This window comes from Flavobacterium aquicola (assembly GCF_003385115.1).
GTDB lineage: Bacteria > Bacteroidota > Bacteroidia > Flavobacteriales > Flavobacteriaceae > Flavobacterium > Flavobacterium aquicola.
In genome coordinates this window covers 112171-134077 of sequence record NZ_QUNI01000010.1, presented here as the reverse complement: position 1 = coordinate 134077, position 21907 = coordinate 112171, and the positions used below count along the sequence as shown (strand labels likewise).

The following is a 21907-nucleotide window of genomic DNA, read 5'->3' as shown; positions in this document are numbered from 1 at the left end:
GCAACAATATCCATTAACTAAATTTTATTTTTAAAATAGTTTATAAATCCATTTAAAAGTTTTTTACAAATCTGCATTTGTTCAAAAGCTTTATTAAATTCATTTTCAGCTATATATTTTTGATCTAAAGCTAAATAATATTGAGTTTCTAATTCATATAAAGAACCTCTTGCAATATGCAAAAAATGCAATGTGTCTTTAGAAGTCTGCCTACCGCATCCTTCAGCAATATTTGAAGGAATTGAGATCGCCGCTCTCCGCATTTGATTAGTCAAACCAAACAATTCTTCTTTTGGAAATAATTTAGATGAATCGTATAACGAATTAACCAGTTTTCTAGATTCTATCCAAACCTCTAATTTATTATATTCCATTTTTTTTAGTTGTCGGTTGTTAATTGATGGTTGTTGACAGTTTTAATATTAGTCTATCAACAAACAACCATCAACCAACAACTAAATTAATCTGCTATATTAGGATTCAGCCATTTCATTGCGTAATCCGTTGGGACATTTCTTCTTTTGGCATAATCAATAACTTGATCTTCTTTTATTTTTCCAAGGCCAAAATACCTGCTGTCAGGATTTCCAAAATAATATCCCGAAACCGATGAAGCCGGCCACATTGCCATACTTTCGGTTAAGGTTACACCTATTTCTTTTTCTACATTCAGCAGTTTCCAGATGGTTGGTTTTTCCAAGTGATCTGGGCAGGCTGGATAACCTGGCGCAGGACGGATTCCTTTATAATCCTCGTCAATAAGTGCTTCTTTGCTCAAAACCTCATCCGATGCATAACCCCAAATTTCTTTACGGATTTTTTCGTGCAGGTATTCGGCGAATGCTTCAGCGAAACGATCCGCCAAAGCTTTAACCATAATCGAATTATAATCATCCAAATCTTTTTCGAATTCGGCTGCCCATTCGTCAACGCCAAAACCTGTAGTTACACAGAATGCTCCCATATAATCTACTTTTCCGCTGTCTTTTGGAGCAATAAAATCGGCCAATGCAATATTTGGAGCACCTTTTGTTTTTTGTGACTGCTGACGCAAAGTCAAAAAAGTCTGTAAAGGCTTTCCGTTTTCATCGGTTAGCTCAATATCGTCATCATTGATTTGGTTCGCAGGGAAAATTCCGTAGATCCCTTTTGCCTGTAATTTCTTTTCTTTCAAAATAACTTCCAGCATTGCCTGAGCATCTTTAAAAACAGAAGTCGCCTGTTCGCCCACAACATCATCAGTCAAAATCGCAGGGTATTTCCCAAACAATTCCCAAGTCCTGAAAAACGGTGTCCAGTCAATATAAGGAACCAGTACATCCAAATCTACTTCGATAATCTGCTCGCCAATAACCTTTGGTTTTACTGGCTCAAAATGTCTCCAGTCCAGCTGCAGTTTATTTTTACGCGCCTGTTCAATCGTCAAGAAATTCTTGTCTCGCGAACGGTTCAAAAATGTTTCTCTAAACGCATCGTATTCGGCACGAATGTCGCTTGCATATATTTTTCGGTTATGATCCAATAAATTTCCAGCAACTGTAACCGCTCTCGAAGCATCATTTACGTGAATTACAGTCGATTTATATTGTGGTGCAATTTTTACGGCAGTGTGCGCGCGCGAAGTCGTTGCTCCTCCAATCATCACCGGAATCGTAATATCTCTTTTATCCAATTCTTTCGCGAGATAAACCATTTCGTCCAAAGACGGCGTGATCAATCCGCTCAATCCAATAATATCTACGTTGTGTTCGATAGCCGCTGCAACAATTTTTTCCGGAGGCACCATAACACCCAAATCTACAATCTCATAATTATTACAAGCCAATACCACCGAAACAATATTTTTTCCAATGTCGTGTACGTCACCTTTTACGGTCGCCATCAGGATTTTTCCGTTTCCTGATTTGTCGCCGGCTTGTTTTGAAGCTTCAATAAAAGGCAATAAATAAGCCACGGCTTTTTTCATCACACGGGCCGATTTTACCACCTGCGGCAAAAACATTTTTCCAGAACCAAACAAATCACCAACAACGTTCATTCCCGTCATCAGGTTGATTTCGATTACTTCGATAGGTTTTGTGGCTGCCAATCTTGCTTCCTCAACGTCAACCTCAATAAATTCATCAATTCCTTTTACCAAAGCGTGAGTAATACGTTCCTGAAAAGTTCCCGAACGCCACTCCTGCACTGCTTTTTCATTGGTTTTTCCTTCACCTTTTACACTTTCGGCAAAATCTAACAAACGCTCAGTAGCATCGTCACGTCTGTCCAAAATCACATCTTCAACATACTCCAATAAATCTTTCGGAATATCATCATAAATCGTCAGCATCTCCGGATTTACAATACCCATCGTCATTCCGTTTTGAATCGCGTGATACAGAAAAACCGAGTGCATCGCTTCTCTCACTACATCATTCCCTCTAAACGAAAACGAAACGTTACTCACCCCACCACTAATGTGTGCATGAGGCAAATGCTCGCGAACCCATTTGGTTCCTCTAAAGAAATCCAAAGCATTCAAACGGTGTTCTTCCATACCAGTTGCAACTGGAAATATATTCAAATCGAAGATGATATCCTGTGGAGGAAAACCAACTTTATTTACCAAAATATCATACGAACGCTGACAGATTTCAACTCTACGGTCGTAATTATCAGCTTGTCCAACCTCATCAAAAGCCATAATAATGGCCGCTGCGCCGTAGCGTTTAATCAATTGTGCATGATGAATAAAAGCTTCCTCACCTTCTTTTAACGAAATCGAGTTTACCACACATTTCCCCTGCACAACTTTCAAACCAGCCTCAATAATTTCCCATTTCGAACTATCAATCATAAGTGGCACACGCGAAATATCGGGCTCGGCAGCAATCAGATTCAGGAATTTGGTCATCGCATACACACCGTCAAGCATCCCCTCGTCCATATTAATATCGACAATCTGCGCCCCTCCTTCTACCTGCTGTCTCGCAATATCTAGTGCTTCCTCATATTTTTCCTCCTTGATTAATCTCAAGAATTTTCTGGAACCCGTCACATTGGTACGTTCCCCAACATTCACAAATACGCTTTCCGGCGTAATGATTAATGGCTCCAATCCCGATAATACAAGGTTTCTTCTTTTTTCTTTCATTTCTTTTTTGAGTTACTGAGTCTCTAAGATGCTTAGATTCTGAGTTTTTATTCTATGTTTTCTTCAAGATTTCTAAAAATCTGAAAGTATTTCTGTTTCTATTTTGGGCGTGACCACAAGGGTCGGGCTATCCGTTACAAGTCCTCGATCAATTCCGCTATCGCTTCATTGATCTGCGGGCTTTCCACTTCTATCCCTCACGCGGGTATTTATTTTCATAACATAATTTATGCTGGCCGAAATTCTAATTTTCATCATTAATGAAATGAATTGCCTATAAATTATGGACCGTTCCTACGGAACTCTTCAATCTCATCTTCCTTCTTCGCTAACGCGAGCGTCACGCTCGTACCCATTCCAAATTATTTTTTATTCTTCAAACAAGTTTCCCTGACTTTGCTTGCGGGCACGAGCGGGACGCTCGCGCTAGCGGGGGGGGCATTCCAAAATTCAAGACAATTTTTTACGCCAAAATTTTATTTATAATGAACATCTGATTTTTGTAATTCTATTATCTCTTTCTTCTTATATAAAATATCCCAAATCATTTTATATAAGTCCAAAAAGGGTTTTGCTTTCTTATCATTTAAATCATTAGTAAAACCAAAATCATAACTTACAAACTTCTTTTTCCCATCTGCATATACAACTATACTCTTTACACAACCTGGACTACTCATACTAATTATTCCATTCTTGGGTTCAAACTTAATTGGCATTTTAAAAAAGTTAATTTTCATTATTAATGAATATATCTTTTCTTTTTCCTCATTTGTCAGTTCTACTTTTACCGTTTTTTCTTCTTCTGAATATAACCTGTAAAAACTACCATATTGGGAATTGTAGCTATCGTTTCTACCACTATTAATCACAAAACTAAAATCAGCTGGAATTAAATGTTTTTCATTTTTTTGCAATTTAACTGACGCTTTTTTATCCTTAAAACCGAACAAACTAAAAATGGCAAATACAATTATTACTGCTTTTAATTTTTTCATTTCTTTTTTATAAAATCAGACAACCATCAACTAATTAAATTACGTCTCTATAAAAACTACAACACCGCCGTCGAAACCCTAGGCTTATAATCCTTAGCAATATCTGCAATCAACCTAATGTGATCCGGCGTTGTTCCGCAGCAGCCTCCTATGATGTTTATTAAATTATCGTCTAAATAACTTTTAATTTGTGCCTGCATTTCTTCTGGCGTTTCGTCATATTCTCCAAAGGCATTTGGCAATCCTGCATTTGGATGCGCTGAAACGTTGAATGAAGTATTATGCGACAATGTCTGTAAATACGGTTTTAACAAATCGGCACCAAGGGCACAATTGAATCCTACACTCAACAACGGAATATGCGAAACTGAAATTAAGAAAGCTTCTACCGTTTGACCTGAAAGTGTTCTTCCTGATGCATCGGTAATCGTTCCCGAAACCATGATTGGAATATCAAGATTGCGTTCTTCTTTTACTTCTTCGATTGCGAAAAGTGCTGCTTTGGCATTTAAAGTATCGAAAATAGTTTCTACCAAAAGTAAATCACAGCCTCCGTCCATTAAGGCTTCTACCTGCTGTTTGTAGGCAATGCGTAAATCATCGAAAGTTACGGCTCTGTAGCCTGGATCGTTCACGTCCGGCGACATACTGGCTGTACGGTTTGTCGGCCCGATGGAACCGGCAACAAAACGGGGCTGGTTTGGATTTTTGGCCGTGAACTCATCGGCTACTTCGCGGGCGATTTTTGCTGATTCGTAGTTCAGTTCATAAACTAAATCCTCTAGGTAATAATCGGCCATACCGATGGTTGTTCCCGAGAAAGTATTGGTTTCTACAATATCGGCTCCTGCTTCAAAATAAGCGGCGTGTACTTCTTTGATCGCCTTTGGCTGTGTGATGGACAACAAATCGTTGTTCCCTTTCAGCGGATGCGGGAAATCTTTGAACCGTTCGCCACGAAAATCTTCTTCGGAGAAATTATATCGTTGCAACATTGTTCCCATTGCTCCGTCGAGCACGAGAATTCTCTTTTTTATTTCTTCTTGAATTTTTGACATATATTTTATTTCTCTCAAAGACGCTGAGACGCTAAGCTTTTATTATTGTTTTTATACTTCTCAATTTGTTCTCCTGCAAGGTCTTTTTCCTGACCTTGTAGGTATGTATTTCTCAAAATACCTACAAGGTTCAAAAAACCTTGCAGGACGACTGAATCGAAATTGAGTCCCAAGAAATCACAATTATTTACTCTTTAGCCCCGATAGCAGTGGAAATCCTTGTGCGCCGGGGTTCGGCATACAAGATTGCAACGGATAGCGGGAACGATGTTGGCAAAAAATGCCCTAATCTTTCGCTCTAAAAAATTATCAAAATGTTATCTGGAAAAGGTTTGAAAAATACTGGATGTATCTTGTGTTATCTATCCCCGCGATGCGTGGTAGAATGTAGCACCTTTCTCGTAAGGACGGGAGGTTGCTAAGGTTTCATTGGGTCTTTTCCCTCCGCCTTTCGTGATAACGTTCAATAAAATTAGGAACGGCGCAAAGTTATGAAATAGCGTTGCGACTTACAAGTTTTTTTTCTTAAGTTGCTAAGATTCTAAGTTACTAAGTCTCTAAGTGAATTCTGAACGTAATAAAAAAGCTCAAACTATTTCGAGTTTGAGCTTTTTAAAATCTTAGTCCCGATAGCTATCGGGATAGCTTCTTAGTAACTCAGCAACTTATACGATTGCTTTCACAACCGCTTTTGGAGCTTCTTTACGAGTACCGTCGAATCCATCAACTCCGGAAACGGTGGTATATTTCATTACGTATTTTTTACCTGGATTGATAATTTGGTAAGCCGATTGACACATTAAAGTGGCTTCGTGGAATCCGCAAAGAATCAATTTTAATTTTCCTGGGTATGTGTTTACGTCGCCGATGGCGAAAATTCCAGGGATATTTGTTTGATAATCTAAAGCATTGTTTACTTTGATAGCATTTTTTTCGATTTCTAATCCCCAGTGTGCGATTGGACCTAATTTTGGCGTCAATCCGAAAAGTGGAATGAAGAAATCGGTTTTGATGTTTTGGTGAGCTCCGTCGATATCTACGTCAACAGACTCTAAATGCTCGGCTCCGTTCAATCCAACAACTTCACCTGGAGTAATCATTTTAATTTTTCCAGCGTTTTTAAGTTCCTGTACTTTTTCAACAGAATCCAAAGCACCACGGAATTCATTTCTTCTGTGAATCAAAGTTACCTCTGATGCTACATTGGCCAAGAAAATACTCCAGTCCAAAGCAGAATCTCCACCTCCAGAAATTACAACTCTTTTGTCTCTGAATTTTTCTGGATTTTTGATGAAGTATTTCACTCCTTTGTCTTCGTAGAACTCGATGTCCTCGATAAGTGGTTTTCTTGGTTCAAAACTTCCTAATCCTCCTGCAATAGCTATAACAGGCGCATGGAATTTTTTCCCTTTATTGGAAGTAACGATAAAACTTCCGTCTTCTTGTTTTTCGATAGTTTCGGCACGCTCACCAAGAGTAAATCCAGGTTCGAACTGCTTGATTTGTTCCATTAAACCATCAACCAAATCTCCAGCCAATACTTCTGGAAACCCAGGAATATCATAAATTGGTTTTTTTGGATATAGTTCTGATAATTGTCCTCCCGGTTGTGGTAAGGCATCCAAAATATGACATTTTAATTTTAATAATCCTGCTTCGAAAACTGCAAATAGACCTGTTGGTCCGGCTCCAATTATAAGTATGTCTGTTTTAACCATTATTTTTGTTATTTATAATAATTCTTAATAATACAAAGAAACGAATAATTTACTTTTCAATGTTGTTGTTACTCTTTATTTTTTTTCATCGGGTTAAAACCCGACGCTATTCATTCCTTATTTTTCAACGCTTCGGTTATTTCGTTCATTCGTTGTACTTTTTCTTCGAAATTTCCTTTGAGCGTTTTTCTATATTCGTTTAGGTTTTCGACCATTTTATTGACATCCTCAGGGATTACTTCTTCGAAAAACTCCCTAAGCCTTTTGGCTGTCGTTGGTGATTTTCCGTTGGTCGAAATCGCAATTTTTACGTTCCCTTTGGTTACAATTCCGCCCAAATAATAATCGCATAAATCGGGTGTGTCAGCGATATTGCAAATTAAATAACGCTTTCGAGCCAAATCATATACCTTTTTGTTGATTTTCAAATCATCGGTGCAGGCGATAACCATATGCCGTTTTTTTAGCATTTTTTTCTTGAACTTCGCTTCAGTTAATTTTACCGAAGGATGTTTTTCGACCAATGCTTCCAATTCGGGCAGAAACTTTGTCGCCACTACCTCAACATTGGCATTTGGGCTGGATTTTAACATAAACGATAATTTTTCCAGACCTACATTCCCACCGCCAACAATCAATACATTGATGTTATGCAGTTTTAAAAAAATTGGATATAATTCGTTTTTGTCCATGCTTGTCTATATATTCTTGAGGTCGGGTCACGACCCGACCCTACGAAACGATTTCTTTTGATAGAAATTCTTCGTAAAAACCTTTTAATTTATTACTTTCCTTCACCACTTCGCCAATAACGATAATGGCTGGAGAGCTTAATTTATTTTCGGCAACCACTTCTTCAATTATGTCGATGGTTCCCACTCCTATTTTTTCGTTAGGCATGGTTCCATTTTGAATAATCGCTACGGGAGTTTCTCCTTTGGATTCTTTTTGAAATAAACTAACTATTTGTGAAAGCTTACTCATACCCATCAAAATCACAACTGTTGCTGATGATTTTGAAGCAAGAGAAACATCATTAGACAAATTTCTATCAGAAGTTGTTCCTGTAATTACCCAAAAACTTTCAGAAGTTCCTCTTTTAGTCAATGAAATTCCCAAATTAGCAGGAACTGCAATGGCTGATGATATCCCAGGGACTACAACTGTTGGAATCCCAAAACTTTCTGCAAATTCAATTTCTTCACTTCCTCTTCCAAAAATAAAAGGATCGCCACCTTTTAATCTTACCACGTGACCATACGTAAGCGCATTATCAACAATCAACTGATTGATTTGATCTTGCGTATAGGCATGATTTCCTATTCTTTTTCCAACAAAAATTTTGATGGCGTCTTCAGGAGCGTGATTCAATATTTCTTCATTGGCCAAAGCATCATACAATACCACGTTCGCTTTAGCAAGTGCTTTTACAGCTTTTACCGTAAGTAGATCTGGATCCCCAGGTCCTGCGCCTACTAAAGTTACTTTGGGTTGAATAGTATTAAGCATCAGCTAAATCTTTGGCTCTGTATTTTTCGATTATATCAAAAAAGTTAATTCCTTCTTGAATGTATTGTTTTGCGAATGCTTCTGAAGGAGAAACTGCATTAATTTGGTAAACCAATTCTCTGAAAGTAGTAGCCAATTCAATTTTTTTGCTTTCTACAAAAACAGTATCAAACAAATCTACAATTCCTGCATGGTTATTGGTTTTTTCATTTTCAGAAAGTAATAATGCTTTTGCACCATTTACAAAACCTGCATAAGTATGATAAATAGCATCAGACCATTTTCCTTCATTGAAAGATTCTTGGGCGAAAGTCAATTTATCTTTAGCTTCCAATAATAAAGTAGCTACAAGATCGATAACAACACCAGCACATTCTCCAACTCCAACCGCTTTTACATAATTATCAGCGTTACCCCAATCTACGAAATCAGCTTCGGTCAAATTGGTTACATCTGATAACGGTTTCAAGAACTCATAGAAATATTTCTCACCTTTGGCATCATAATAATCCAAGAAAGTCGAACCGTTACCATTGGCATCAAAATCATTTAAGATATAACGCAAAGCATCTGGTCCTCTACGGCTTGGGATTTTGATTACTTTATCAGCAAAACGTCCTTCTCCATTTCCTAAACGACCTCCACCTAATAAAACCTGTAACGCTGGTGCTACCAATTTTCCTGAGTTAATTGACATTCCCTGGAAACCAATAGCTGACATATTATGCTGTCCGCAGGCATTCATACAACCACTGATTTTGATTTCAATTTCTTGGTTGTTGCTATATTTTGGGTATTCTGCTTTGATAACTTTTTCTAATTCATCAGCAATTCCGGTACTGCTTGCGATTCCTAAGTTACAAGTATCTGTCCCTGGACAAGCCGTAATATCACCAATTGTATTGTAACCTAAAGCTACCATATCCAATTTGGCTAATTCCTGATAAAAGAAAGGCAAGTTTTCCTCTTTTATGTGACGAAGCACAATATTTTGACGCAATGAAAAACGCAGTTCATTAGCACCATAATTTTTAATCAAATCTGCTAATAATCTTGCTTTGTCTGTATAAAAATCTCCTAAAAGAACTTTAATTCCAATTGCAAAATAACCTGCTTGTTTTTGAGCAACCACATTTGATTGTTTCCAAGCTTCATAAGCTTCTGTATCATCAATAGTAACTTGCGGTACTTCTAATAATGGTTCTGGAATAGCACCATCAAAAGCATTTGTATCTATTTCGTATGTTTCGAAAGCGATTGCTTTTTTCTCTTTTTCAACCAAATCAAGGAAAACATCTTTCCCGATTTCTTTGATCAAAAACTTCATACGAGCTTTCATTCTTTTGGCACGCTCACCATATCTGTCAAAAATACGGATGATACCTTCAGCAGTTGGAACGATTTGGTTAACCGGAATAAATTCTGAAAGCAATTCAGCGTGAGCTGGCTGTGAACCTAAGCCTCCACCAAAAACTACTTTAAACCCTTTTTGTCCGTCTTTAATTTTTGGAATAAATCCTAAATCGTGCAAATAACTCAAAGCAGTATCTTCATCAGATGAAGAGAACGAAATTTTGAATTTACGTCCCATTTCCTGACAAATAGGATTTCTCAACAAATATTGAAACATTCCGTGTGCATAAGGCGAAACATCGAATGGTTCGTTTACATCTACACCCGCCAATTCGCTTCCTGTGATGTTACGTACTGTGTTTCCACAAGCTTCACGCAATGTAATATCGTCTTTGGCCAATTCAGACCAAAGTTCAGGAGTTCTGTCCAGACTCACGTAGTGAATCTGAATATCCTGACGTGTAGTGATATGCAGACGTCCTGTAGAATATTTATCAGATACCTCAGTGATTCTTTTCAATTGTTCGCTGTTCACTTTACCGTAAGGCAATTTGATACGAATCATTTGAACACCTTCCTGACGCTGTCCATAAATTCCACGCGCTAAACGAAGACTGCGAAAACGCTCATCATCGATTTGTCCGTTACGGAACGAGTAAATCTTTTTCTCTAAATCGATAATCTCTTTTTGAACTATCGGGTTTTCTATTTCTGTTCTAAAACTTTCCATTTCTTTTTAGTTGTTGGTTGTTAGTTGTTGGTTGTTGGTTGCTTTACTATCAACAAAAACCATCAACAATCAACTATTTAATAAAACCTACTCCTGCTGTTGTGTTAGTTGTTGCATCAATTAAGATAAAAGCTCCATTTGATTTGTTGTCATTATAGGCATCAAAATAAATGGCTTTGCTTAACTTAATAGTAACTTCTCCAATTTCATTAATTGACAATTGTGATGCCGGTGCAGTTCCAGAATAATCGGTTGCGATTACATTTTTCACGCTGTCAATTTTCGCCAAAACTCTATTTGTATTGTGTTGTACAAAATATTTAGCACCTGCAACTAACTTTTTGCTGTCCATCCAGCAAACTGTTGTTGTAATATCTTTTTCTACTTTAGGAAGCTCTCCTGATTTTACAATCATATCGCCTCTGGTCACATTGATATCATTTTCTAATTCAATAGTAACCGAAGAACCAACGCTCGCCTCATGAAACTGCTGATCAAAGAAGTGAATATTAGTCACTGTAGATTCTGTTAAAGAAGGAAGAACCGTTACGGCATCTCCAACTTTAATATTGTTACCATATAATTTTCCAGCATATCCTCTAAAATCATGATATTCTTCCGTTTTTGGACGAATTACTGTCTGAACTGGAAAACGTGCTTGTCCGTTATCGTAAATATCTTTTGGCTCTAAACCTTCTAAATGCTGAAGGATAGTTTGTCCTGTATACCAAGGCATTTTTCCTAATGTTTCAACAACATTATCTCCAGTCAAAGCACTCAACGGAATATAACTTACGTTTTGTTCTTTGTAGGCACTTTTTGCATTTAATGCTTGGAAATCAGCTTTGATTTTATTGAAAACTTCTTCTGAATAATCAACTAAATCCATTTTATTAATCGCAACAATCACATCTTTTACTCTCAATAAATTATTGATAAAAAAGTGACGGTATGTCTGCTCGATAACTCCTTTACGAGCATCAATCAAAATGATAGACACTTGTGAAGTTGAAGCTCCAGTAACCATGTTACGCGTATATTCTACGTGACCCGGAGTATCGGCGATTATGTAGCTTTTTTTTGCAGTCGAAAAATAAATATGAGCAACATCAATTGTAATTCCTTGTTCTCTCTCGGCAACCAAACCATCAGTTGCTAACGAAAAATCCAAATAATCGTATCCTTTTTGTTTACTGCTTTTTTCTATTGCTTCTAATTTATCTGTAGTCAAAGATTGAGTATCATACAATAATCTTCCAATCAAAGTACTTTTCCCGTCATCTACACTTCCTGCTGTTGCTATTTTTAAAACTTCCATTCTTAATTTTTTGTTTAAAGTTTAAAAGTTTAAGGTTTCAAGTTTCCTCAATCCTCTTTACAAACTTTTAAATTTGATTTTTTATTTTAAATGTTGAATTTTAAATTTTAAATGTTTCAGAACAATTCATAATTTATAATTCATAATTTATAATTGTTTTCTAAAAGTATCCTTGTTGTTTTCTTTTTTCCATTGCAGCCTCAGAACGCTTATCATCGATTCTGGCACCTCTTTCAGAAATTGTAGATTGTCTGATTTCACCAACCACTTCGGCGATTGTTGCAGCATACGAATCAACCGCAGCTGTACAGCTCATATCTCCAACGGTTCTAAAACGAACAATTCTTTCTTCGATTTCTTCATCTTCTTCTTGGTAAACAAAAGGAGAATGTGACCAAATCATACCGTCTCTCAAGAATACTTTACGTTTGTGTGAAAAGTAAATTGAAGGAATTTCGATTTGCTCTTGTTCTATATAACTCCAAACATCCAATTCAGTCCAGTTTGAAATTGGGAAAACACGAACGTTTTGACCATTTTCAATTTTTCCGTTTAATAAATCGAATAATTCCGGACGTTGGTTTTTTTCATCCCATTGACCGAAATCATCACGAACAGAAAAAATACGTTCTTTAGCTCTTGCTTTTTCCTCATCACGACGCGCACCACCAATACAAGCATCGAATTTAAATTCATCGATAGCATCTAAAAGTGTAGTCGTTTGCAAACTGTTTCTACTAGAGTATTTTCCAGACTCTTCAACTACTTTACCTTGGTCGATAGCATCCTGAACATTACGAACAATTAATTCCAATCCTAATTCAGCCACCAATTTATCTCTGAACTCAATTGTTTCAGGAAAATTGTGACCTGTATCCACATGTAATAATGGAAAAGGAATTTTTGCTGGAAAAAATGCTTTTTGTGCCAAACGCACTAATGTAATTGAATCTTTACCGCCTGAAAAAAGCAAAACGGGTTTATCAAATTGAGAAATTACTTCTCTGAATATGTAAATTGCTTCGCTTTCTAAAGCATTTGTTTTTAATACTGAACTCATTTTTTTGTTTATTTGGTAATTTGTTTATTTGTTTATCCGACTAAACGATTAAACCTATAAACGATTAAACTTTTATTTCTGGTGCAATCCGCATTCTTTATGACTTGACTCCCATGACCATCTTCCTGCTCTGATATCTTCTCCTTCGGAAATGGCTCTCGTACAAGGTGCACAACCAATACTTACAAACCCTTTTTTATGCAAAGCGTTTTGTGGCACATTATTCTCATCAATATATTTTTGAACATCTTCCAAAGTCCATTTCAACAACGGATTGAATTTTATGATATTGAAATGCGCATCGTATTCAAAAGCTTTCAGATCATTTCTATTTTCTGATTGCTCGGCGCGCAAACCAGTAATCCAAATTTCATTTCCTTTCAAAGCCTTAGTCAATGGAGCTACTTTTCGAATAAAACAACATTCTTTTCTATTCTCAACTGATTCGTAAAAACTGTTTGGTCCTTTTGTATTCAGCAGATTTTCTACAGCACTTGCTTCTGGAAAATAAGTTTGAATCGCAACCTTGTATTTTTTAACCGTTCTATGAAAAACATCATAGGTTTCCTGAAATAATCTGCCGGTATCCAATGTAAAGATACTAATCGGCAATTCGTTTTTGGCAATCAAAGCCGTTATAACCTGATCTTCTTGTCCAAATGAAGTCGAAAAAATCACTTTCCCTTTGTACTCATCAGCCAAAAAAGCCAGCGTTTCCTCAATCGAGAAACCGGCTGTTTTTTCTAATAAAGTATTCACTATCGCTGCACTCATTTTTAATTCTTCTTTTAATTTTAAATCTATTACCCTATCGGCTTACTAGATTACTTTGCAAAAGTACTACTTTTTTTTAAATTGGAAATTATTTTTAAATAAATTTTATAATTTAGAATGCAATGTCTGCCAGAGTGTTACTTTCGAGAACCTTAAGTGTATTGTCCCTAACCTGAGTCATTAAGCGTCGTGCAGCACAAGTAGTTTCATCATCACAATCATCACATTTTTCATAAAAATTATGACTTGCACACGGAAGCAGTGCTATCGGTCCTTCAAGAATGCGGTACACTTTGGCCATACTGATGTCTTTTGGATCCTTTATCAAATAATAACCGCCGCCTTTTCCTTTTTTGGCTCCAAGAAAACCAGAGTTTCTAAGCAACAATAGAATACTTTCAAGAAATTTAATCGAAATATGCTCATTTTTTGCAATTTCAGCAATTTGAACAGGCTTATTATCTTCTTGGCGCGCCAAAAAAGTCAGTGCTTTTATTCCGTATTTTGTTTTCTTTGAAAGCATAAATGATCTAAGATTGCAGATTAACGATTATAGATTTTTGATTTTATTTTAAACAAAAATAATCGCTCTTAAAATATATTTGCGAAGCTACAAACTTTATTCTTTTGTAAGTTAATTGTATGAAATTATTTTAAAATTTCATTACAGATTACAATTGCAGAATCTTTATCGGTATAAAAATTATGCTCCTTCTTTTTTACAATTTCAAAACTTATTGAATGTTTTTGAAACCAATCATAGTTTGGCTTATTGCGGTCATTTTCTCCATAATAAAGTTTTATTCTTCCCGTCGGAGTTTCATTCTCATAACGCAGACGCGTTGATGAAACAGCAAAAAAATTTCTAACATTCAGTCCTTTCAAAGCGGCTTTCCATGCAATTGTTCCGCCAATGCTAAAGGCAAGAACATCAATCTGATTCTTTTCTCCTTTCAAAAGATTCTTGACAGCCTTTTCTATTCCGCCATTGATAAACTGGTTGTGGAGATTTTCTTCGGCATAATCGCTTGTGTCAATTTTACCTAATTCGCAACAATCATAACATTGAATTTCGAACTTGTCCTGTAATAATTCAATATAAAATGAAACCCAGTCGGATTTTTCCTTTCCCCATAAATCTGATAAAATTACTAGTCTTGGTTTCATATCCAAAAAATATTTGATATTCTTGATTAACATTAACTAAATAATAACAAAAATCACTTATGATAAAAATAATACAATGATTTTCAGAATCATACTGCCTTTTTTAAACATTATTCAAAAATACTTTTTACACTTCAAATTTAACAAAAAACACCTATTTATCTCACAAATAAATCAATTAAAATATTACTTTAGCCCCACTAAAAAAAACAAATGAAAAAAATTTCTTTACTTATTGCATTAATTTCTTTTGGTGCAATAACAGCACAAACTGAGAAAGGCTCTTTTATGATTAGTGGAAAAACTGGATTGGGCTTTACTTCAGCAACTGTAGAATATGAATATGAGGGAAAAACAACCGATGGTCCAAAAACAACCTCTTTTAGTATTTCACCAAGCGCTGGCTATTTCATAATTGATAATCTATCTATAGGCTTGGAGTTTGATTATACAGCAACAAAAATAAAACAAGAAGTCAGTTATATTCCACCGCTGTCAACTGGTTATAATCCTGCAATTGACTTCGAAAATACGCAAAATACTTTTGCAATTATACCAACCGCAACCTATTTTTTTTCCAAAGAAAAATTTAGACCCTTCATAGAGGCAGGAATGGGATATGCCACTATTAAAAATGAAACAAAAACTTTGGAATCATCGGGTGTAATTTCGACTAATGAAAGCGATGGTAATGGATTAGTTTGGGGAGGTGGCGGTGGAATTGCTTATTTTATCTCACAAACTATTTGTTTTGATTTAGGAATAAGCTACAGTCAATTCACTTATGAAGAAAAAGATATTAAAACCAAATCTGGAATATTGGGTGCCAATATTGGGATCTCGATATTTTTAAAATAATAAATTACAAGAAAATGAAAAAAATATTTTTAATAGCTGCCTTAATTTATTTTAGTGCAATAATTGCACAAACAGAGAAAGGTACTTTTGTAATTAGCGGAAAAAGTGGATTAGGATTCAATTCAACAACCGTAAAATATAATTATGAAGGACAAACTACGAATGGTCCAAAAACCAGCTCTTTTACTATTTCTCCTAGTGTTGGCTATTTCATAATAGACAATTTAGAGTTAGGTTTAGAATTAGACTATAGCAACAAGAAAACAAAATCACATTTTGATAAATATTATGATGACTACAGCGTAATGTATGATGCAAAAGAGATTCAAAATATATTTAGTATAATGCCAAATGTTACTTATTTTTTTTCTAAAACTAAAGTTAGACCATATTTAAATACAGGAATTGGTTTTGCTAATTTTAAACTAGAAAGTACTAGCGTAAGTTCTACATCAGATGGGTCTGCTTATTATTATGAAAAAAACAGCGGTAATGGATTGACTTGGAATGCAGGCGGCGGACTGGCCTATTTTATCACAAAATCATTTAGTTTCGATTTAGGCATAGACTATACCAAATTCACTTATAAAAAAGATGGGGTCAAAACCAAATCTGGTGTACTAGGCGCCAATATAGGGATTTCTCTATTTATAAAATAACAAGGAACAAATCATTAAAAAAGTAAAACCCACGGCTCTAACCGTGGGTTTTATTATATATTACAAGCTTTATTTAGAAAGTGCCTGATCCAAATCGGCAATTACGTCTTTTACGTTTTCCAAACCAACGGAAACACGTACCAATCCTTCGGTAATACCAACTGCTAATTTTTCATCAACAGATAATTTACTGTGGGTTGTCGAAGCTGGATGCGTCACAATTGTTTTTACATCACCAATGTTTGCTGACAAAGAACATAATTTTATTTTATCCAAAAATTGTCGGCCTGCATCAATTCCGCCTTTAATCTCGAACGCAATAATATTACCTCCCAAAAGCATCTGCTTTTTGGCTATTTCATATTTTGGATGCGATTTTAAGAAAGGATATTTCACGCTATTTACATTTGGATGACTTTCTAAAAACTCAGCCACTTTCAATGCATTTTCGCAATGTCTGTCGACACGAACAGCCAAAGTTTCTAAACTTTTTGACAAAACCCAAGCATTAAACGGCGACATTGCCGGTCCTGTATTTCTTGAAAACAAATATATCTTGCGAATCAAATCGGCATCGCCAACAGCAACTCCTCCTAAAACTCGTCCTTGACCATCCATCAACTTTGTAGCCGAATGCACAACTATATGAGCACCATATTTAATAGGCTGCTGAATATAAGGCGTAGCAAAACAATTATCTACAATCAAAATCAGGTTATGCTTTTTGGCAATACCACCTAATAATTCCAAATCAATTACATCAACACCAGGATTAGTTGGCGTTTCTACATATAAAATTTTTGAATTTGGTTTTATAAAACTTTCAACTGTTTCTGGTTTATTGATATCAAAATAACTGGTTTCGATTTTCCATTTTGGGAAATAAGTCATAAAAAGCGCATGTGTAGAACCAAAAACACTGCCCGCAGATACAATATGATCACCAGAATCTAACAATGCAGCAAAGGACGAATAAATCGCTGCCATCCCTGTTGCAAAGGCATAACCAGCCTCGGCACCTTCCATTGCACAAACCTTATCAACAAATTCAGTTGTATTTGGATTGCTAAAACGGCTGTAAATATTTCGCACTTTTTCTTCCGTAAAAGAAGCCCTCATGTCCTCAGCGTCTTCAAAAACAAAACTTGAAGACAAATATAATGGTGTGGAATGTTCTTGGTATTGTGTTCTGTCTAAATGGGTACGTATGGCTTGGGTTTCAAAACCAAATTCTTGTTCGCTCATGTTTTCTAATTTATTAAATATACTGTTTGGTATATCTTAGCTATAATTTTTTATTTTTAATCCAATGTAATTCATTGCTTTGGCATAAGTTTCTATACCATGACCTACATTTTCAAATATTTCAATCTCTTTTAAAGTTTTAATATGTTTTTTTGCATTGTCAATCGATTTTTGATGCGGAAATAACATATCATTATCTCCCTGAAGCAAGTAAGTATCTACCGCAACATCTGCCAATTCCTCATCCATATAATAAGGCTTTTGCGTATTATCTTTATATTTGGTCAAGGCTAAAACTTCATAATCGATAATCAGTTTTTCAGAAACCGCAGATAATGTATGGTTCGGCTTGCAAAAAATCGCTTTATCCAAAAACTTTGAAACATTCTTTATACTCGGACTTATTATTGGCAAAAGATTATAATAAAGATTTTTAACCGAAAGCGAAAAAGGCTGTAAACAACCAGCATTCAGTAAAAAAGCAGCTTTAACCAACTCTGGCTTAACAATTGCCAGTTTCATGCAGATTAAACCTCCAAATGAAGCCCCCGCAATAAATGCTTTTTCAATTTTCAGTTTATCAAAAACTTCGACAGCCCATAATCCATAATCCAATGATTTAATATCTGGTGTTAATCCGTCGCTTAAATTTGGTAATCCATTGGTTTCAACCAAATAGATTTTCATCTTGTGATTTAAATTATCCAAACCTTTGTCAAAGTCCCAAAAAAAAGAAGTTGTACGTGCTCCTGGAAAAACAACCAGTGTTTCTAGATTTTCTTCTTTGGTATTTAATCCCCAAATATGAGTTTTTCCAAGTGAAGTCGTTACCTCAATCCTTTCGTAAACTCTTTCGTTGTGATTTTCTAATTGATCAACCCAATTTTCAAAAATCTCCAAATCTGCATTACTTTCTTTAAAATAAGATCTGCCTTTGATTTTCATCTTAGATTTTTGCCAATTCCACTCCGTTCAAAACCACTTTGTAATGAATCGTAGCAGTTGGCTCTACTGTTTTAGAAACCGAGCAATATTTATCAAAAGATAATTGTGCCGCTTTTGCTGCTTTGTCTTCTTTGATGTTTCCTTCCAGAGAAAAAACCACATGAATATCTTTGAATGGTTTTGCTTCTCCAACCTGAACACGTTCTCCTTCCACCTCAGCTTTGAAAGAAGTAATTTCCTGACGCTGTTTTTTTAGAATCGAAATCATATCAATTCCACTGCATCCAGCAACACCCATTAATACTAATTCCATTGGGCTTGGTCCCATATCGTTTCCGCCAAATTCAGGTCTTGCATCAACGTTTACGATGTGACCGCGTTCGTTTTTTAACTCAAAATGGAAATTTTCGTTTACTCTGTCTAATGTTATTTTCATCTGTACCCTCCCCAACTCTTTCGCCGTGGCGAAGAAGGAGTTAAGACTGGAGGTAAGTCTTGTTTTAAGTTATTATTATTTTATAAAAAATTAAAGCTTAACACCTTTAACCATTAGCGTTGCTCTTATTGACTGATCTTTCAAATGAAGAAACTTTTTTCGTTCCTCATCATGTTTGAAATTCTCAAAATCTTCTTCTGAAGCAAATTGCACCAAATGGATTTCGTACGGTTTCTCTATAATACTTTCTACATAATTTTTATCATCTGGACGTACCCGAAGCAATAATTGTCCATTGTATTTCAAAATCGTTGGAATAGCGACATCTTCAAACTGATGAAAAACTTCTTCTTGTCCTTCGACTACATATATTAACTGTGTTATAAATATCATTTTGCTGAAATTTTATTTTTTACAATTAAAATTATTTCATTTCAAATACTTTGCGATTAAATCATTCATTCCAAAAATCTGAATTCTTAAATCTAAAATCTGCAATCTAAAATGCCTATCCTTTATCAGACAATCTCAAAATATCTCCAAAAACTCCTCTTGCCGTTACTGCAGAACCAGCTCCAGCTCCTTGAATAACAATTGGTCTGTCTCCATAGGATTCTGTGTAAATTTCGAAGAAAGAATCAGAACCTTTCAATCCGCCCAAAGCGGTATCTTTTGGTACTGAAACCAATTTCACCTCCAAATTTCCTTTATCATTTTGCAAATCACCGGACAACTCACCGATGTATCTTAACACGTGATTCGGCTGTTGATCTGCTTTTATTTTATCATAAATCGGGTCAAACTCTTTCAGTTTATTCAAGAAATCAGAAACCTCTCCTTCACGCAAATGTTCCGGAATTAAATTCTGAATAGCAATTTCTTCAAACTCATTTTGCAAGTCTAATTCTCTCGCCAAAATCAATAATTTTCTACCAACGTCATTTCCGCAAAGGTCTTCTCTCGGATCTGGTTCAGTATAACCGTTATCAATAGCTTCTTTCAAGATTTCGCTGAATGGAACATCTTTTGCAGAGAAATTATTGAATAAATAACTCAATGTTCCTGAGAAAACTCCTTTTATTTTAGTGATATTCTCACCTGAAAGATGCAATAATTTTATCGTATCAATCAAAGGCAAACCAGCACCAACATTGGTTTCATACAAATAAGTCTTTTGATTATTTTCTAATACTTGTCTCAACTCTTTATAAAATGAGTAACTCAAAGTATTTGCAACTTTATTGGATGAAATCAGGTCAAAACTATTCTCTGCCAATTTAATGTAATTCTCAACAAAAGTTTTACTTGCCGAGTTATCAATAGCAATCAAGTTCTCCAAATGATTGTCATTTGCATAAGTAATAACGTCATCAATTGTGTAAGAAGAACCATTGGTCTGAATTTCGTTTTTCCAATTTGGTGAAACTCCATCTTTATTCAAAAGCACACTTTTAGAATTAGCAATCGCAAAAACATTCAGTTTAACACCTTTGCGTTTTTCAATAGCATCTTGTGATTCTAAAATCTGATTAATCAATGTTCCTCCTACTAATCCGTGACCAAAAATCGCGATATTGATTTTTTTGGAAACTCCAAAAATCTCTCCGTGAATTACATTCAGAGCTTTATTCAATTCTTCTTTTTTCACAACCAAACTCACGTTTTTACCCGTAACCGTGTTGTTGAAAAGAATCGGAACAATTTTATTTTTGATCAAAGCAGTATATGGTTTATGAAACGTACTCAAATCCTGCCCGATAATCGAAATCACCGAAACATTATCAGTTACCGAAATTTTGTTGACGTCTTTAGAATAAAAATCATTTTCAAATTCTTTTTCCAGCTCAATCATTGCTTTTGTAGCTAGATCAGCGTTTACCACAAGTCCAATGCCGCGTTCAGATGAACCTTGCGAAATAATACTCACACTAATATCATTATCGCCCATTACTCTAAAAATACGAGCATCAACGCCTGTTTTTCCAAGCAATCCTCTTCCTTCCAAGTTAACCAAAGCCACATTTTCCAAAACTGAAAGAGTTTTAATTCCTTCTTTATCAGAATTTGAAGTGATTAATGTCCCTTGATTTTCGTGATTAAAAGTATTCAAAATACGAAGCGGAATGTTTTTTTCCAACAAAGGAATAATCGTTTTTGCATGCAAAATCGTTGCTCCAAAATTTGCTAACTCATTTGCTTCATTAAACGACAAGCATTCAATTTTTTTAGCATCCAAAACCAAATCTGGATTAGCAGTGTAAATACCATCTACGTGCGTATAATTTTGAAGTTCTTTGGCATCCAAATAATTCGCCAGCAACGAAGCCGTATAGTTACTACCGTTCCTGCCAAGAGTCGTGGCTTCATTTTTATTGTTAGAGCCTATAAAACCAGTCACAACATTTACAGTGTCACCATTGTGCTGTTTAAAATAAGCGATCACATTTTTCTTCGAAAGCTGTTCTACCGGCTGTGCATCACCATAATTCGAATCGGTTTTAATCAATTCTCTGGTATCCGCAAAATTTGCTTTTATCCCTTTCGAAATTAGAATCGCCGTAAGCAGTTTTGCCGAAATCAACTCTCCTTTAGATAGTACTTCGTCTTTAATTTTTACACTGTAATCGCCAATCAAACTCACGCCTTCAAAAAGTTTTTCCAGCTTATTGAACTCCACAGACAAATCAACATCTGTGTAAACGTCTTGCTGGTAACGTTTAAAATCTTCAAAAAGCGGTTTATAATCACCGTTTTTTGAAGCCAAAGCCAATATTTCTTCTAATTCATCTGTAGCATTCCCGCGTGCCGAAACTACTATCGCAATTTGTTCTCCTGCTCCTACTTTACTCTCAATTATTGCAACCACTTTATTGATTCCGTCTCCGTTCGACAAAGACTTTCCTCCAAATTTTAATATTTTCATTTTGATATATTTTTTTCCAG

General features: G+C 35.6%; 20 protein-coding genes and 1 riboswitch. Of the genes, 2 read left to right on the top strand and 18 right to left on the bottom strand.

The window, feature by feature from the left end; all coding sequences use genetic code 11:
* Positions 1 to 17: 17 nt before the first annotated feature.
* The 13 genes from C8P67_RS16180 to C8P67_RS16120 all read right to left on the bottom strand — a co-directional run bounded on the left by C8P67_RS16180 (position 18) and on the right by C8P67_RS16120 (position 14821).
* Positions 18 to 374, bottom strand: a complete 357-nt coding sequence (locus tag C8P67_RS16180) for a four helix bundle protein (RefSeq protein ID WP_115814217.1) — start codon at positions 372 to 374, stop codon at positions 18 to 20.
* Positions 375 to 460: 86 nt separating this feature from the next.
* Positions 461 to 3136, bottom strand: a complete 2676-nt coding sequence (gene metH, locus C8P67_RS16175) for a methionine synthase (RefSeq protein WP_115814216.1) — start codon at positions 3134 to 3136, stop codon at positions 461 to 463.
* A 476-nt stretch (positions 3137 to 3612) separates the two neighbouring features.
* Positions 3613 to 4134, bottom strand: coding sequence for a hypothetical protein (locus C8P67_RS16170; RefSeq protein WP_115814215.1), 522 nt, complete (start codon positions 4132 to 4134; stop codon positions 3613 to 3615).
* A 56-nt stretch (positions 4135 to 4190) separates the two neighbouring features.
* Complete coding sequence (locus tag C8P67_RS16165; protein WP_115814214.1) at positions 4191 to 5192, bottom strand: homocysteine S-methyltransferase family protein; 1002 nt, start codon at positions 5190 to 5192, stop codon at positions 4191 to 4193.
* A 355-nt stretch (positions 5193 to 5547) separates the two neighbouring features.
* A riboswitch (SAM riboswitch) is annotated at positions 5548 to 5655 on the bottom strand.
* A 202-nt stretch (positions 5656 to 5857) separates the two neighbouring features.
* A complete protein-coding gene (locus C8P67_RS16160; protein ID WP_115814213.1) occupies positions 5858 to 6910 on the bottom strand; it encodes an NAD(P)/FAD-dependent oxidoreductase in 1053 nt (350 codons plus the stop codon).
* Positions 6911 to 7020: 110 nt separating this feature from the next.
* Complete coding sequence (locus C8P67_RS16155) at positions 7021 to 7602, bottom strand: precorrin-2 dehydrogenase/sirohydrochlorin ferrochelatase family protein (protein ID WP_115814212.1); 582 nt, start codon at positions 7600 to 7602, stop codon at positions 7021 to 7023.
* A 40-nt stretch (positions 7603 to 7642) separates the two neighbouring features.
* Entirely contained in the window at positions 7643 to 8419 is a 777-nt protein-coding gene (gene cobA, locus C8P67_RS16150; RefSeq protein ID WP_115814211.1) for a uroporphyrinogen-III C-methyltransferase, read from the bottom strand.
* A complete protein-coding gene (locus tag C8P67_RS16145; protein WP_115814210.1) occupies positions 8412 to 10502 on the bottom strand; it encodes a HEPN domain-containing protein in 2091 nt (696 codons plus the stop codon). Before C8P67_RS16145 ends, cobA begins: the two co-directional genes overlap by 8 nt.
* A gap of 73 nt (positions 10503 to 10575) precedes the next feature.
* The gene (locus C8P67_RS16140) at positions 10576 to 11820 is read right to left on the bottom strand and encodes a sulfate adenylyltransferase subunit 1 (RefSeq protein ID WP_115814209.1); all 1245 of its coding nucleotides are present in this window, start codon (positions 11818 to 11820) and stop codon (positions 10576 to 10578) included.
* Positions 11821 to 11980: 160 nt separating this feature from the next.
* A complete protein-coding gene (gene cysD / locus C8P67_RS16135; protein WP_115814208.1) occupies positions 11981 to 12880 on the bottom strand; it encodes a sulfate adenylyltransferase subunit CysD in 900 nt (299 codons plus the stop codon).
* A gap of 72 nt (positions 12881 to 12952) precedes the next feature.
* On the bottom strand, positions 12953 to 13654 hold the full coding sequence (locus tag C8P67_RS16130; RefSeq protein ID WP_115814207.1) for a phosphoadenylyl-sulfate reductase: 702 nt from the start codon (positions 13652 to 13654) through the stop codon (positions 12953 to 12955).
* A gap of 112 nt (positions 13655 to 13766) precedes the next feature.
* On the bottom strand, positions 13767 to 14177 hold the full coding sequence (locus C8P67_RS16125; RefSeq protein ID WP_115814206.1) for an RrF2 family transcriptional regulator: 411 nt from the start codon (positions 14175 to 14177) through the stop codon (positions 13767 to 13769).
* Positions 14178 to 14302: 125 nt separating this feature from the next.
* Positions 14303 to 14821 carry an alpha/beta hydrolase gene (locus tag C8P67_RS16120; protein ID WP_147298247.1) on the bottom strand — a complete coding sequence of 173 codons (519 nt, stop codon included), beginning with the start codon at positions 14819 to 14821 and terminating at the stop codon, positions 14303 to 14305.
* Between the two features lie 213 nt (positions 14822 to 15034).
* Here C8P67_RS16120 and C8P67_RS16115 point away from each other — a divergent pair, with 213 nt between their 5' ends.
* Complete coding sequence (locus tag C8P67_RS16115) at positions 15035 to 15679, top strand: outer membrane beta-barrel protein (RefSeq protein WP_115814204.1); 645 nt, start codon at positions 15035 to 15037, stop codon at positions 15677 to 15679.
* Between the two features lie 14 nt (positions 15680 to 15693).
* On the top strand, positions 15694 to 16338 hold the full coding sequence (locus C8P67_RS16110) for an outer membrane protein (protein WP_115814203.1): 645 nt from the start codon (positions 15694 to 15696) through the stop codon (positions 16336 to 16338).
* A gap of 69 nt (positions 16339 to 16407) precedes the next feature.
* Here the strand turns inward: C8P67_RS16110 and C8P67_RS16105 are convergent, their stop codons facing one another.
* The 5 genes from C8P67_RS16105 to thrA form a co-directional block, all read right to left on the bottom strand.
* Positions 16408 to 17583 carry a trans-sulfuration enzyme family protein gene (locus C8P67_RS16105; RefSeq protein WP_115814202.1) on the bottom strand — a complete coding sequence of 392 codons (1176 nt, stop codon included), beginning with the start codon at positions 17581 to 17583 and terminating at the stop codon, positions 16408 to 16410.
* Between the two features lie 36 nt (positions 17584 to 17619).
* Positions 17620 to 18528 carry an alpha/beta fold hydrolase gene (locus tag C8P67_RS16100; protein WP_115814201.1) on the bottom strand — a complete coding sequence of 303 codons (909 nt, stop codon included), beginning with the start codon at positions 18526 to 18528 and terminating at the stop codon, positions 17620 to 17622.
* A 1-nt stretch (position 18529) separates the two neighbouring features.
* Positions 18530 to 18964, bottom strand: a complete 435-nt coding sequence (locus tag C8P67_RS16095) for an OsmC family protein (RefSeq protein WP_115814200.1) — start codon at positions 18962 to 18964, stop codon at positions 18530 to 18532.
* Positions 18965 to 19054: 90 nt separating this feature from the next.
* Positions 19055 to 19357: a DUF1330 domain-containing protein gene (locus C8P67_RS16090; protein WP_115814199.1), complete on the bottom strand. Its 303-nt coding sequence runs from the start codon at positions 19355 to 19357 to the stop codon at positions 19055 to 19057.
* Between the two features lie 115 nt (positions 19358 to 19472).
* Positions 19473 to 21887 carry a bifunctional aspartate kinase/homoserine dehydrogenase I gene (gene thrA / locus C8P67_RS16085; protein WP_115814198.1) on the bottom strand — a complete coding sequence of 805 codons (2415 nt, stop codon included), beginning with the start codon at positions 21885 to 21887 and terminating at the stop codon, positions 19473 to 19475.
* Between the last annotated feature and the right edge of the window lie 20 nt (positions 21888 to 21907).

What these genes read in the sequence shown, in the direction of transcription:
- C8P67_RS16155 (WP_115814212.1), bottom strand. Translation starts at nt 7,602, where the DNA reads ATGGACAAAAACGAATTATATCCAATTTTTTTAAAACTGCATAACATC.
- cobA (WP_115814211.1), bottom strand. Translation starts at nt 8,419, where the DNA reads ATGCTTAATACTATTCAACCCAAAGTAACTTTAGTAGGCGCAGGACCT.
- C8P67_RS16115 (WP_115814204.1), top strand. Translation starts at nt 15,035, where the DNA reads ATGAAAAAAATTTCTTTACTTATTGCATTAATTTCTTTTGGTGCAATA.
- C8P67_RS16140 (WP_115814209.1), bottom strand. Translation starts at nt 11,820, where the DNA reads ATGGAAGTTTTAAAAATAGCAACAGCAGGAAGTGTAGATGACGGGAAA.
- C8P67_RS16130 (WP_115814207.1), bottom strand. Translation starts at nt 13,654, where the DNA reads ATGAGTGCAGCGATAGTGAATACTTTATTAGAAAAAACAGCCGGTTTC.
- C8P67_RS16095 (WP_115814200.1), bottom strand. Translation starts at nt 18,964, where the DNA reads ATGAAAATAACATTAGACAGAGTAAACGAAAATTTCCATTTTGAGTTA.
- C8P67_RS16170 (WP_115814215.1), bottom strand. Translation starts at nt 4,134, where the DNA reads ATGAAAAAATTAAAAGCAGTAATAATTGTATTTGCCATTTTTAGTTTG.
- thrA (WP_115814198.1), bottom strand. Translation starts at nt 21,887, where the DNA reads ATGAAAATATTAAAATTTGGAGGAAAGTCTTTGTCGAACGGAGACGGA.
- C8P67_RS16160 (WP_115814213.1), bottom strand. Translation starts at nt 6,910, where the DNA reads ATGGTTAAAACAGACATACTTATAATTGGAGCCGGACCAACAGGTCTA.
- C8P67_RS16125 (WP_115814206.1), bottom strand. Translation starts at nt 14,177, where the DNA reads ATGCTTTCAAAGAAAACAAAATACGGAATAAAAGCACTGACTTTTTTG.
- C8P67_RS16120 (WP_147298247.1), bottom strand. Translation starts at nt 14,821, where the DNA reads ATGAAACCAAGACTAGTAATTTTATCAGATTTATGGGGAAAGGAAAAA.
- C8P67_RS16090 (WP_115814199.1), bottom strand. Translation starts at nt 19,357, where the DNA reads ATGATATTTATAACACAGTTAATATATGTAGTCGAAGGACAAGAAGAA.
- C8P67_RS16110 (WP_115814203.1), top strand. Translation starts at nt 15,694, where the DNA reads ATGAAAAAAATATTTTTAATAGCTGCCTTAATTTATTTTAGTGCAATA.
- C8P67_RS16145 (WP_115814210.1), bottom strand. Translation starts at nt 10,502, where the DNA reads ATGGAAAGTTTTAGAACAGAAATAGAAAACCCGATAGTTCAAAAAGAG.
- C8P67_RS16165 (WP_115814214.1), bottom strand. Translation starts at nt 5,192, where the DNA reads ATGTCAAAAATTCAAGAAGAAATAAAAAAGAGAATTCTCGTGCTCGAC.
- metH (WP_115814216.1), bottom strand. Translation starts at nt 3,136, where the DNA reads ATGAAAGAAAAAAGAAGAAACCTTGTATTATCGGGATTGGAGCCATTA.
- C8P67_RS16105 (WP_115814202.1), bottom strand. Translation starts at nt 17,583, where the DNA reads ATGAGCGAACAAGAATTTGGTTTTGAAACCCAAGCCATACGTACCCAT.
- C8P67_RS16100 (WP_115814201.1), bottom strand. Translation starts at nt 18,528, where the DNA reads ATGAAAATCAAAGGCAGATCTTATTTTAAAGAAAGTAATGCAGATTTG.
- cysD (WP_115814208.1), bottom strand. Translation starts at nt 12,880, where the DNA reads ATGAGTTCAGTATTAAAAACAAATGCTTTAGAAAGCGAAGCAATTTAC.
- C8P67_RS16180 (WP_115814217.1), bottom strand. Translation starts at nt 374, where the DNA reads ATGGAATATAATAAATTAGAGGTTTGGATAGAATCTAGAAAACTGGTT.